Here is a 12,108-nt window from a genome sequence, read left to right on the forward strand (position 1 = left end):
CTCGTCTACCCGGACGAGGGTACGGTCGAGAGCGATCCGCCGTTCGCGCTTGAGGATGTCCGTCGGCTGTCGTATCCTCTGCGCTCGGCGTTCCTCTGCTCCCTGAGCGACCGGTTCAGTCGTCGGTGCCCGGCCGGAGCAGGCCGCTCTCGTACGCGAGGATGACGAGCTGGGCGCGGTCGTGGGCGGCGACCTTCGTCATGATGCGGTTCACGTGGGTCTTCGAGGTGTGCGGTGAGATGACGAGGTCGTCGGCGATCTGCTGGTTGGATCGGCCGCGGGCCACGAGGAGCAGCACTTCCAGTTCCCGCTCGGTGAGCAGCGCCAGCTCGGTGGGGACCGGGCGCGGGCTCGTCGGTTCGTCCGCAGCGACGACGTACCTGGTGATGAGACTCCGGGTCGCCGCGGGGGACAGGAGCGCGTCTCCGGCGTGCACCGCGCGCACGGCGCGGACGATCTCCTCGGGCTCCGAGCCCTTGCCGATGAACCCGCTCGCGCCGGCGCGCAGAGTCGCGATGAGGTTCTCGTCCTCCTCGAACGTGGTGAGGATGAGGACCCGGGTGTCCGCGAGCTCGGGGTCGGCGCACATCGCGGTGGTCGCGCCGATGCCGTCGAGGACGGGCATGCGGATGTCCATGAGCACGACGTCCGGTCGCAACTCGCGGGCGAGAGACACCGCCTGTGCGCCGTCCACGGCTTCGCCCACGACCTCGAGGTCGGGCTCGGAGGAGAGGATGTCGGCGACTGCCTGGCGGATGAGCGACTGGTCGTCGACGACGAGCACGGTGGTCATGCGGGGGACTCCTCGGGGTGTGTCGGGGCCGGGTGTGTCGGACCGGGGTGCGTCGGCTCGCCGGTCGGGAGGCTCGCGGACAGCCGCCAGCCACCCGGGGTCGCGCCGACGTCGACGGCACCGCGGACGGCGGCGACGCGCTCGTGGATGCCGAGGAGTCCGTGCCCGGTGGTCGGCGCCGCGTCGGCCTGCTCGGGCGGGACGCCGGGTGCCGTCGGATTGCTCACGCTGACGACGATCCTCCCGTCGCCGCCCTCCACGAGCACGTGCGCGCGACGCTCAGGACCGTGCTTCAGTGCGTTCGTCAGCCCCTCCTGGACGACGCGGTAGGCGACCGTGTCCGTGGCGGTCGACAGCTCCGGTGCGTCGGGGTCGATCCGTGTCGTGATGTCGAGGCCTGCGGTGGTGAACTCGGCGATCAACGCGTCGAGTCGGTCGAGTCCCGGCTGCGGCAGCGTTCCACGGGGGCCTGCGCCAGCGTCCCCGCCATCGCTCCGCAGGACCTCGAGCAGGTCACCGATCTCGCCGAGCACCGTCCGTGACGCCCGGCGGATCGAGACGAGCGCCTCCTTCGCCTTCTCCGGCCGCGACTCCAGGGAGCTCGAAGCCACCCCGGCGTTCAGGCTGATCACCGAGATCTGATGGGCGACGGTGTCGTGGAGGTCGCGTGCGATCCGGAGACGCTCCTCGGTCACCCGACGCCTCGCCTCGGCCTCGCGGGTCTGTTCGGCCCGCTCCGCGCGTTCGGTGATCGCCAGGATGTACGCGCGGCGCGAGCGCGTCCCGTCGCCGGCTGCGGCGGCGAACGCGATCATCACCGCGAACTGGACCGTCCGCGGATCGAAGCTGCCGATCGACGCCAGCAGGCTGAGGAGGGCGACGGCGACCATCGTCGCGACGGCCGTGATCAGGGTCGTCCGACGTGCGGAGCGCACGGCCACCCCGAACATCGCGATCGCGGCCGCGATCACGACACCGGGAGCGAGGGTCCCCGTGATCGCCGCCGCACCGTAACAGGCGATGACGGCAGCGAGCACCGGGATGGGCCAACGTCGGCGGAGCGGGAGCAGGAGTGCCGGCGCGACGACCAGGGCGACGACGAGCGGGCTGCCCGGCCGGAACTCCGCATTGGGGAAGGGGATGAACGCCGAGGCGATGATGAGGACCGCGGCGACCACGTCGTGCACCCACGCCGGAGGTCTTCGACGCGGATCGCGCACCCGGTGATCCTGCGTCGCGGAGGTCATGGGCCCAGTCTGCCGGGAACCGGCGCCGGGCGACTCCTCCGCACGTGGCATTCCGCGGTACCACGGACGCGGTACACGGGTGTCCGCCGGTGGGGGACGCGCCGGACGGGCGACGCCGCGAGTCTGGAGTGGAGCCGGAGCACCCGGCCCCAGACGAGGAGACACCATGCAGAGCACCACAGCGCCGCCGATCATCTCGGTCCGGGACGTCCGGCGTTCCTACGGTCGCGGTCAGAACCGGTTCGACGCGCTGAAGGGGGTGAGCTTCGACATCCACGCCGGCGAGAGCGTCGCGATCGTCGGGAAGAGCGGCTCCGGCAAGTCCACGCTCATGCACGTGCTCGCGCTCCTCGACGCACCGAGTTCCGGCACCGTCGAGCTCGAGGGCGTCGACACGAGCACCCTCCGCGGTCGCCGCCTCAACACGACCAGGAACAAGACCTTCGGGTTCGTGTTCCAACAGTTCTTCCTCACCGCCAACGCGACGGTGCTCGAGAACGTCCTGCTCCCGATGAAGATCGCCGGCGTCCGCCGTGGTGACCGACGTCGCCGGGCGCTCGCCGCACTCGCGCAGCTCCAGCTCGAGGACAAGGCGCGGAACCGGGCGGTGAACCTCTCCGGCGGGCAGAAGCAGCGGACGGTGATCGCCCGCGCGCTCGTCAACAACCCGCGGATCATCTTCGCCGACGAGCCGACCGGCAACCTCGACACGGCGACCGGCGCAGTCGTGGAGGACATCCTCTTCTCCCTCAATCGGGAGAGCGGCATCACCCTCATCGTCGTCACCCACGACGAGGAGCTGGCGGCACGCTGCGATCGGCGGATCCTCATCCGCGACGGACTGCTCGTCGAGGACGCGGCGGTGGCCGCATGAGAACCGTCGACCTCATCGGGACCGCCGTCGCGAACACGTTCCGGTCCAAGACCCGCACCATCCTGACCATCCTGGCGATCTTCGTCGGGGCGTTCACGCTCACGCTCACCAACGGGCTCGGCACGGGCATCAACGCCTACATCGACGACACGGTGTCGAGCGTCGGCGCGTCCGACACGATGACCGTCACCAAGACGTCCGACACCGCAGGCGGGTTGGGTGCGGCGACGAGCGGGCCGAAGGAGTACGACCCGGACGCGGTCGCCGCCACCGGTGCCGGCGCGCCGGGATCGACCGTCGTCGCCCTGACACCGACCGACCTCGACGAGCTCGGCAGGATCGACGGCGTCCTCGACGTCCAGGCCGTGAAGTCGATCTCGACCGACTACATCGAGGCGGGCGGCGGCACGAAGTACGTCGTCGGTGTCGGTGGACTCATCTCCGGGCAGAGCGTCACGCTGGTGGACGGTGCACAGCCTGACGACGACACCGACACGCTCCAGCTCGTGCTCCCCACGTCCTATGTGGAGCCGCTCGGCTTCGGCAGCGACGCGGACGCGGTCGGGCAGACGGTCACCGTCGCGATCACGGATGCGCAGCGCACGCAGCACACCGTGGACGCGACCGTCGTCGGAGTCGCCGAGGAGAGCCTCGCTTCGCCCACCGGTGCATCGATCGTGCCGAACGCCGCGCTCACCGACCTCCTCTACGAGACCCAGAACATCGGCGTCCCGTCCGACCAGGTCGAGCGGTACGCGCAGGCGTCCATCCGGTTCGGCGCGGACGCCACCGACGAGCAGGTCACGGCGTTGAAGGACCGACTGGCCGACGCGGGCTACACCGGCACGACCGTCGCGGACCAGCTCGGCACCATCAAGACGGTGATCGACGGGATCGTCCTCGTCCTCAACGCCTTCGCGATCATCGCCCTCCTCGCGGCCAGTTTCGGGATCGTCAACACGCTGCTCATGTCCGTGCAGGAGCGCACCCGCGAGATCGGTCTGATGAAGGCCATGGGGATGGGCAGCGGCAAGGTCTTCGGGTTGTTCAGCATCGAGGCCGCGTTCATCGGCTTCCTCGGCAGCGCGATCGGCGTCGGCATCGCGGTGCTCGCCGGCACCGGCATCAGTGCAGCGCTGTCCGGATCGCTCCTCGCCGACCTGCCGGGTCTCGACCTCATCGCGTTCGACCCGGTGTCGCTCGGGATCATCGTCCTGGTCGTCATGGTGATCGCGTTCCTCGCCGGCACCCTGCCCGCCGCCCGTGCCGCCAAGGCCGATCCGGTGGAGTCGCTCCGCTACGAGTGAGGTGCAGTGGTCGGGAATGCCGGGTGGCGGCTGTGGGGCGTGGCGGAAGCGACGCCCCACAGCCGCGCCGGCGCCAGGTTGAGGAGCAGCGCCGGCGCAGACGCTCAGGTCGCGTCTGCAGCGTCCACGTTACGACGAGCGGCCGTCCCGTCGTCGGAGCTTGAGGCTCCGCGCCCTCTTTTTCTCCGCTTCGCGCTGTGGTTGTCAGTGCGGGTCGTCGGTTTCATCGCGCTGCTCCCGTCGGTCTCTTCCGGACACTACTCCGGAACCCATATCGTCGACATCATGCGTGTGTTGCAGCGGGCGGGACTGCCGCTTCTCGTGTCCGGAACGATCGTGCTCGCGCTGTCGGCGTGCACTGGTGGGAGTGGGCCTGGAGGCGGCTCCGCCGGGAGTGCGTCGCCCGCTGCGTCGGTGCCGGCGGAGACGTCGAGCGGGGGCTCGGGAGACGGATCGTCCCTGCAGGTCGACTGCGCGGCGGTGGAAGCGGCCGTCGCGCCGTACATCGACGGGCTCGTCACGCGGGAGGACAACGGGGCGGACGAGTACGGGACCGTCTGCGGCTGGGAGGCGCCGGAGGGGACGATCGATGCGGCGGACATCCGCTCGGTGGAGATCGTCGTCTCGCCCGAGTCGAGCGAGGCACTGTCGGCCGACGAGCTCGCCGCCGCCGGGCTCACGCCGATCCCGGATGCGACCATCGAGGCTGCCGGAGGGATCGCTTACAGCGCGACGGTCGAGACCGGTGTCGCCGCGGTGATCGTCACGACGGTGGTGCTGCCGGAGACGGAGGTATCCGTCACCGGTGGGCAGTGGGCCGGTCATCCGTCGCTCGACGGGCCGGCCGCGGTCGAGGTCGTGAAGGCGCTCATGGGCCGGTGAGTGGACTGGGAGCCGCGGACCCCTCCGGTCCCTGAGCAACCCCCTCCGGTCCGGTCCCCGAGCAACCCTCCCCGGTCCCTGAGCCTGTCGAAGGGTACTCGGAGGCACTTCGACAAGCTCAGTGACCGGAAGAGGTGCACCCGCATCCACTCCGGTCTCCGAGCAGCCCCCTCCGGTCCCTGAGCCTGTCGAAGCGCGCACGAGGAAGCGTCCAAGACCAGCGGCACCCGCACTCACTCCGGTCTCCGAGCAGCCCCCTCCGGTCCCTGAGCTTGTCGAAGGGCACACGAGGGACCTCCCGCTCCGGTGATCTTCTCCCGGTCCCTGAGCCTGTCGAAGGGCCCACGAGGACACTTCCACACTCGGCTCGACTCAGCATCTGGAATGTCAGTGGTTCATGGTGGACTGGAGTCATGACCGAGACCACCCTCACCGCGATCCGCGCGAGCGACGAGTACGCCGCGCGCCTCGCGGAGTTCTCGGACCACTACGCGGACATCCAGCGGCGTCGCGCCAACCTGGACGCCGAGGAGGCCCGGCTGCTGGCCCGATCTGCGGCCTACGCGGACGCCTTCGCAGACGTCGCGGTTCCGGCGATCTTCCCGCCGGCTGAACGTCAGGCCCTCTCCCGCCGGTCGACCTGTGCGGCGCTCGCGATGGCGACACGGACGCCGGAACGGGCGGTTCAGCGTGCGACCAACGATGCCGAACTGCTCGTGAACGAAGCGCCGACTGTGCTTGCCTCACTTGAGGCCGGTCGTATCTCCGCCCGGCATGCGCAGACCATCACGGACCAGCTCTGCGACGTCCCGACCGCAGGGCGAGCGGTGTTCCTCGCCGAGGTCCTGCCGGTCGCCGAACAATCCACCAATGCGTACCTCCGGAAGCGTGCCCGCGTTCTGCGCGAGCGCCTCCACCCGGAATCGATCACCGCACGCGCAACCCGTTCGGAGGCTGACCGTCGGGTCGAGTTCGAACCGGCCGCCGACGGCATGGCGTGGGTGCACCTCTTCACCACGGCGCCGATCGCCCAGGGGCTCATCGAGCGGGTCGAAGCCGCCGCGGCCGAGTCACGCCAGGCGGGCGACACCCGCACGTGCGCACAGCTGCAGGCGGACGCGCTCGCGGCCCTCGCCCTCACCGGAGTAACCCCGGAAGACATCATGTCGAGCCCTGTGCTTCCGCACCCGATCGAAGTGCAGGAGCACATCACGCCAACCGTGCAGATCACCGTCCCGGCACTGAGCATGGCCGGCGTCTCCGACGCACCCGGCATGCTCGATGGGTACGGCCCGATCGACCCCGAGACCGCGGCACGCATCGCGGTGAACGCACCCAGCTTCACCCGGGTCCTCGTCCAACCCGAAACCGGCGCGATCCTTTCCGTCGGGCGGAACCAGTACCGCGTTCCGGCCGATCTGCAACGCGCGGTCCGCTTGCGGGACGGCACCTGTCGGGCACCGGGCTGCGGGAGACGAGCCAGAGCCTGCGATCTCGACCATTCGGTCGCGTGGGAGGACGGCGGGGTGACAGATGTCGGCAATCTTGCTTGTTTGTGTCGACATCATCACCGGATGAAGCACCTCCCCGGATGGAACCTCGACCACGGTCCCGGCGGGGTCCTCGACTGGACGACACCTGACGGCAAACACCACCGGACGGAACCAGATCCCGCACCGTTCTAGCCCCCGCAGGTCACTGAGCCTGTCGAAGAGTTCCTCGTGGGCACTTCGACAAGCTCAGTGACCGGGAAAGGTGCGCCCGAACCGTTGAGGGGTCCTCGTGGGCACTTCGACAGGCTCAGTGACCGGGCTGGACTGTGCTCGCAGGCGTTTCGGTCCCTGAGCCTGTCGAAGGGCAGTCGGGTTGCGCTGCCTCAGTGACCGGGAGAGGTGTGCCCGGAACGTTCAGGCGTGCTTGTGGGCACTTCGACAGGCTCAGTGACCGGGAGGGGTGTGCCCGGAACCGGTTCGGTCCCTGAGCTTGTCGAAGGGCACTCGGGTTGCGCTGCCTCAGTGACCGGGGAGAGGTGTGCCCGGAACGTTGAGCCGTGCTCGTGCGCGCTTCGACAAGCTCAGTGATCGGGAGAGGTGTGCCCGGAACCGATTCGGTCCCTGAGCTTGTCGAAGGGCAGGCAGCCCCGGCGTGCTTCCGGGACCACCTCCGCACCCCGCCGGGTAGGCTCCAAACGTGGGCACCGACGAAGACCAGATGCTGTCACTCGTGTACGCGAGCACGGCGACACAGCCGTTCAGCGACGACGACCTCACCGCCCTGCTCGCCGTCTGCCGCGAGAACAACGCCCGCGCACAGCTCACCGGCATGCTCGTCTACCGTGACGGCCGGTTCCTCCAGGTCCTCGAGGGCCCCGAGGCCGCTGTCCGCAAACTGATGGTCACCCTCGCCGCCGATCCCCGTCACACCGGCATCCGCGTGATGTTCGAGGAGCCCATCCGCGAACGCCAGTTCGCCGCCTGGACCATGGGCTTCGAACGCGCCGACACCAGCTCCGCCGCACAGCTCGACGGCTACCGCGACACCTTCGACGACCTCGACCGCGACGACCCGACGGCCACCATGCGCGCCCTGCAGGAACTCGCCCGCTGGTTCCGCAGCCGCGCCACGCGGAGCTGAGCCGCGCTCAAGCCCTCGCTCACACCCGCAGTCAGCCCGCGAGCTTGCCGATCGGGCTGTCGTCGAGGTTCGCGAGCAGCTCGGCGACGTCGCCGTAGACCGCGACAGCACCCGCGTCACGGAGCTCCTGCTCGCCGAACCCACCGCTGCGCACCCCGATGCACTCCACACCGGCCCGCGCAGCCGCCTCGATGTCCCAGACGGCATCGCCGACCATGACCGCTCGCGACGCCGGCACGCCCGCACGATCGAGGGCGACCTCGACGATGTCGGGCTCCGGCTTGGCGGTCTCCACGTCACCGGACGAGGTCGCCGCGAAGATCGCATCGTCGACGTCGAGCAGCTCCCGCAGGATCTCGAGTTCGTTCTCCGGAGCCGAGGTCGCCAGCACGACTGCGATCCCGCGGCCTGCCAACTCGCCGAGCAGCTCGCGCGCACCGCCGATCACCCGCAGCCGGGAGGTGTTCTGGAGGTAGTACTCGCTGTGCAACTCCTTCGCCCGATCGCCGTACTGCTCGACCTCGTCGGACCCGTCGAGGAGCGATTCGAGCAGCTCGCCGCCGTCCTTGCCGATCGAGCGATGGATCCGCCACGCGTCGACCGGCCTGCCGGCATCGGCGAACGCGCGATCCCACGCGTCGACGTGCAGGTAGTTCGAGTCGACGAGCGTCCCGTCGATGTCGAAGAGCACCGCGATGCGGTCGTCGGAGTTCTCGGGGACGGTGGTGTCAGCTGGTTCGGACATGCGTCCAGTCAAACCCGCGAGCCCGCGATTGTGAAGCGGTGGTCATTCGCCGCAGAACGTGCGAGCCCGCGGACGCCGCAGCGCCGCCCGCTACTGGAACCGACTCGTGAGGATCACGGAGCTGGTCGCATCGTCGAGGAGCACCTGCGTCGAGCGGCCGTCCTGCGAGAAGTCGTCGTCGAGAGCGGACGAACGCACGAACGGTCCCGGCGGCAGCGCGTCGTCGAGCCCGGGATCGAGGTCCGGGAGCTCCGCCTCCGCGTCCGAGCCCGCCTCACCGGGTGCGAGCGCCCGCAGTTCCGCGTAGCCGGCCTCATCCAGGACGACGACCGCGTCGATCCAGTACGTGCTCGGGCCCGGAACCCGCTCGTCGCCCATGGTCCCCGACATCCAGGTCGCCGAGAGCGCGGTGGCGAGCTGGGGGAAGCGGTCGGTGAGCGGGCCGAGCTCGTGCCGGATCTCACCGGTGCCCGAGCGGGTGGCGGAGTCCGATACCGATGCGGATGCCGCCGTCGTCCGGTCCGGCGACGGTGACGACGCGCAGCCGGCGAGCAAACCGGCGACCACGACGACCACCGTGGCCACGACGGTCGCGCGCGGCGCGAGACGGTGACGTCGATCGTGCATCCGAGCAGTCGTGTCCATGCCAGCAGCCTAGAGGTCGTCGATCACTGTCCGTTCGGCCAGCCCGGGACTGTGCGGCAGGCGGGGGTGCCCGGAGCGGCTTGCGCCGAGGCTGGATCCATGAACCTTTCCACTCATCCCATCGAGGCTCGCGGGCTCCGCAAGACCTTCCACGGTCGCCCGCGCGTCGATGACGTGTCCTTCACCGTCGCCCCCGGCCGGGTCGTCGGACTCCTCGGCCCCAACGGCGCCGGGAAGACCACCACCATCCGCCTGCTGCTGGGACTCGCCCGTCCCGACGCGGGGGACGGCCTCATCCTCGGTCGCCCCTACCGAGAGCTCGATCAGCCGGCGCGCACCGTCGGCGCCGTCCTCGACGCGGGCGGACTCCACCCGGCGCGCACCGGTCGGCAGCACCTGCGCATCGCCGCCGCACGGATCGGGGTCGACGCCTCCCGCATCGACGCGGTCCTCACCGAAGTAGGGATGGCACGCGACGCCGACCGCCCCGCCGGCGGGTACTCGCTCGGGATGCGTCAGCGCATCGCGATCGCCGCAGCCCTCCTCGGCGAGCCGGCCGTGCTCATCCTCGACGAGCCGTCGAACGGCCTGGACCCTGCGGGCATGCAGTGGTTGCGACTCCGGCTGCGTGGGTTCGCCGACGCGGGTGGGACGGTCCTGCTCTCGTCCCACCTCCTGTCCGACGTCCAGGACATCGCAGACGACGTGGTCGTCATCACCGACGGGCGCGTCGTGGCCCAGTCGTCGATGGGTGACATCCTCGCCGCATCGGGCGGTGACCTCGAGGCGTACTACCTCCAGGTCACCGGAACGACCCAGCTCACCGAGAACGGGCAGGTGCGCTGATGTTCCGCGCTGAACTCATCGGTCTCGTCACCACGACCGCGACGAAGGTCACCGCGGCGGTCGCCGTCGTGGGACTCATCGTCACGCAACTCGCCTTCGTCACCCTCATGCCCGCCCTCGCCGACGGCGACATCGGCCCTGGCCTCGACGCCCTCGGGAGCGACTTCCCCGTCCTGGACCTCGCCTCCCGCGCCGTCCAACTCGACGCGCTCAACCCCCTCGGTGCGTCGATGGGCAGCGGCTCCATCGGCGTCGCACTCCTGGCGATCACCCTGCTCGGTGTGCTCGCCGGCACGAGTGACGACCGCTACGGCGGCATCGTCGGTGCCGCCCTCGCCTCGCCGAAGCGGTTCCGCATCGTCGCAGCCAAGGCGGGCGCGGTCGCACTCGTCGGCGCCGCTCTCGGTGTCGTGCTCGCCCTCGTCAGCCTGGTCACGCTCGTGATCACCCTGGGCGCGACCGGGACGCCGTTCGTCCTCGGTCTCCCGGACCTCGCAGCCCGGTTCGGGCTCGGTGTCCTCGCCGTCACCGCCCTGTCGGTCATCGGACTGGCGGTCGGACTCATCGTCCGCACCCAGCTCGCCGGCGTTCTGACGATGATCGCGATCCTCATCCTCGAACCGGTCGTCGTCTCCTCGATCCAGCTGGTCACCGGCGGCACCGTGCCGGCCTGGACCCAGTTCCTGCCCGTCGCCCTCGCCCAGGGCGTCATCCACGGCGGAACGAACGGGCTCGGACCGTCCGTCGTCATCCTCGCCCTCGTGGCCCTCACCGCCGCCCTCACTGCGGCCGCCTCCGCTGCGCTCTCGCGCCGCGACATCTGAAAGGAACCACCCACATGAACGACCAGACCCACACTCAGACCAAGACGCAGCACCAGACCCGTCACCGGACGCTCATCGCCGTCTCGGCCGCCGCCGCGCTGCTCGCCGGAACCGTCTCCCTCAGCGCCTGCTCCAGCGCCACCGAGCAGACCGCCGGTCCCGGCTCCGAATCCGGCCCGCTGCAGGACCGGATGCAGTCGCTCGTCGACGCCGGCTACCCCGCTGCGCTCGCCTCGGTGATCGGACCGGACGGTGAGGCGATCGACGTCGCGGCCGGCATCGGCGACCTCGCGACCGACGAGCCGGCCCCGGTCGACGGCGAGGTGCGGATCGCGAGCAACACGAAGATGTTCGTCTCGACCGTCGTCCTCCAGATCGTCGAGGAGGGGAAGGTCGCGCTCGACGCCCCGATCGACACCTACCTCCCTGGGCTCATCACCGGCGACGGCATCGACGGCACCCGCATCTCGGTCCGTCAGTTGCTCCAGCACACGGCAGGGCTCCCCGAGTACGCCGACCAGATCGCCGCCGACGCGTTCGCGGCACAGGAGCGGTACACCTCGCCCCGCGACATGCTCGACATCGCCCTCGCCAAGCCGGCCGTGTTCGCGCCGGGGGAGCGCTGGGAGTACAGCAACACGAACTACCTCGTGCTGGGGCTCATGGTCGAGAGTGTCACCGACCGGGCGCTCGCCCAGCAGATCGACGAGCGCATCGTCAAGCCGCTCGACCTCGAGCACACGTACTTCCCGGCGCCGGGCGAACGCGAGCTGCGCGGTGAGCACCCGCACGGGTACCACGCGAAGACCGTCGGCGACCTCCTGGACATCACGGCCCTCGACACCTCGTTCGCCTGGTCCGCCGGTGCGCTCGTCTCGACGCCGCATGAGCTCAACGTCTTCATGAAGGCACTGCTCGACGGCGAACTCCTGAACGAGGAGACCCTCGCCGAGATGCGGACCACGGTTCCGGCCGGCGACGAGTTGTGGCCGGGAGCGGGCTACGGGCTCGGCCTGCAGAGCTACCCGCTGAGCTGCGGCGGTGTGGCGTGGGGCCATGGCGGCGACATCCCCGGAACCCAGACGCGCAACGCGGTCGGTCCCGACGGCACGGCCGTCACCATCGCCGTCACCTCGCTGCCGTGGGCGGTCGTCTCGCCCGACGACAACGAGCGGTTGATGAAGCAGTACCGGATCGTCGTCGACGCCCTCGACGCGACCCTCTGCGAGCGATGATCACTTCCCACCGGACGCCGAGCGCCGACCCCAACCGCTGTCTCTTATACACATCTGACGCTGCCGACGACAATTA

General features: G+C 70.0%; 12 protein-coding genes. 8 read left to right on the forward strand and 4 right to left on the reverse strand.

Annotated features, from left to right (window positions below; all coding sequences use genetic code 11):
* Window positions 1–115: 115 nt before the first annotated feature.
* A complete protein-coding gene (locus ACQG07_RS15005; protein ID WP_426738677.1) occupies window positions 116–793 on the reverse strand; it encodes a response regulator in 678 nt (225 codons plus the stop codon).
* On the reverse strand, window positions 790–2,040 hold the full coding sequence (locus ACQG07_RS15010) for a histidine kinase (protein WP_426738678.1): 1,251 nt from the start codon (window positions 2,038–2,040) through the stop codon (window positions 790–792). The genes ACQG07_RS15005 and ACQG07_RS15010 overlap by 4 nt, the downstream gene beginning before the upstream one ends.
* Window positions 2,041–2,206: 166 nt before the next feature.
* Here ACQG07_RS15010 and ACQG07_RS15015 point away from each other — a divergent pair, with 166 nt between their 5' ends.
* The 5 genes from ACQG07_RS15015 (at window position 2,207) to ACQG07_RS15035 (ending at window position 7,737) form a co-directional block, all read left to right on the forward strand.
* Window positions 2,207–2,914 (forward strand): ABC transporter ATP-binding protein, encoded by a 708-nt coding sequence (locus ACQG07_RS15015; protein WP_426738679.1) that lies wholly within the window; start codon window positions 2,207–2,209, stop codon window positions 2,912–2,914.
* Window positions 2,911–4,221 (forward strand): ABC transporter permease, encoded by a 1,311-nt coding sequence (locus ACQG07_RS15020; RefSeq protein WP_426738680.1) that lies wholly within the window; start codon window positions 2,911–2,913, stop codon window positions 4,219–4,221. Before ACQG07_RS15015 ends, ACQG07_RS15020 begins: the two co-directional genes overlap by 4 nt.
* A gap of 285 nt (window positions 4,222–4,506) precedes the next feature.
* Window positions 4,507–5,103: a hypothetical protein gene (locus ACQG07_RS15025; RefSeq protein ID WP_426738681.1), complete on the forward strand. Its 597-nt coding sequence runs from the start codon at window positions 4,507–4,509 to the stop codon at window positions 5,101–5,103.
* Between the two features lie 413 nt (window positions 5,104–5,516).
* Window positions 5,517–6,788 carry a DUF222 domain-containing protein gene (locus ACQG07_RS15030; RefSeq protein ID WP_426738682.1) on the forward strand — a complete coding sequence of 424 codons (1,272 nt, stop codon included), beginning with the start codon at window positions 5,517–5,519 and terminating at the stop codon, window positions 6,786–6,788.
* Between the two features lie 505 nt (window positions 6,789–7,293).
* Window positions 7,294–7,737, forward strand: coding sequence for a BLUF domain-containing protein (locus tag ACQG07_RS15035; protein ID WP_426738683.1), 444 nt, complete (start codon window positions 7,294–7,296; stop codon window positions 7,735–7,737).
* A gap of 31 nt (window positions 7,738–7,768) precedes the next feature.
* Here ACQG07_RS15035 and ACQG07_RS15040 read toward each other — a convergent pair whose 3' ends face one another.
* Both ACQG07_RS15040 and ACQG07_RS15045 read right to left on the reverse strand, forming a co-directional pair.
* Window positions 7,769–8,482: an HAD family hydrolase gene (locus tag ACQG07_RS15040; RefSeq protein ID WP_426738684.1), complete on the reverse strand. Its 714-nt coding sequence runs from the start codon at window positions 8,480–8,482 to the stop codon at window positions 7,769–7,771.
* 90 nt (window positions 8,483–8,572) lie between these two features.
* Complete coding sequence (locus ACQG07_RS15045) at window positions 8,573–9,127, reverse strand: hypothetical protein (protein ID WP_426738685.1); 555 nt, start codon at window positions 9,125–9,127, stop codon at window positions 8,573–8,575.
* Between the two features lie 99 nt (window positions 9,128–9,226).
* On the opposite strand from ACQG07_RS15045, the gene ACQG07_RS15050 reads away from it, so the two are divergent.
* The 3 genes from ACQG07_RS15050 to ACQG07_RS15060 are packed head-to-tail and all read left to right on the forward strand — an operon-like array spanning window position 9,227 to window position 12,032.
* Entirely contained in the window at window positions 9,227–9,973 is a 747-nt protein-coding gene (locus tag ACQG07_RS15050; RefSeq protein ID WP_137242641.1) for an ABC transporter ATP-binding protein, read from the forward strand.
* Window positions 9,973–10,797, forward strand: a complete 825-nt coding sequence (locus tag ACQG07_RS15055) for a hypothetical protein (RefSeq protein ID WP_137242640.1) — start codon at window positions 9,973–9,975, stop codon at window positions 10,795–10,797. Before ACQG07_RS15050 ends, ACQG07_RS15055 begins: the two co-directional genes overlap by 1 nt.
* A gap of 14 nt (window positions 10,798–10,811) precedes the next feature.
* Window positions 10,812–12,032 carry a serine hydrolase domain-containing protein gene (locus ACQG07_RS15060; RefSeq protein ID WP_426738686.1) on the forward strand — a complete coding sequence of 407 codons (1,221 nt, stop codon included), beginning with the start codon at window positions 10,812–10,814 and terminating at the stop codon, window positions 12,030–12,032.
* The last annotated feature ends 76 nt before the right edge of the window (window positions 12,033–12,108 follow it).

This window comes from Plantibacter sp. 2H11-2 (genome assembly GCF_050031945.1).
GTDB classification, from domain to species: Bacteria; Actinomycetota; Actinomycetes; order Actinomycetales; family Microbacteriaceae; genus Plantibacter; species Plantibacter auratus.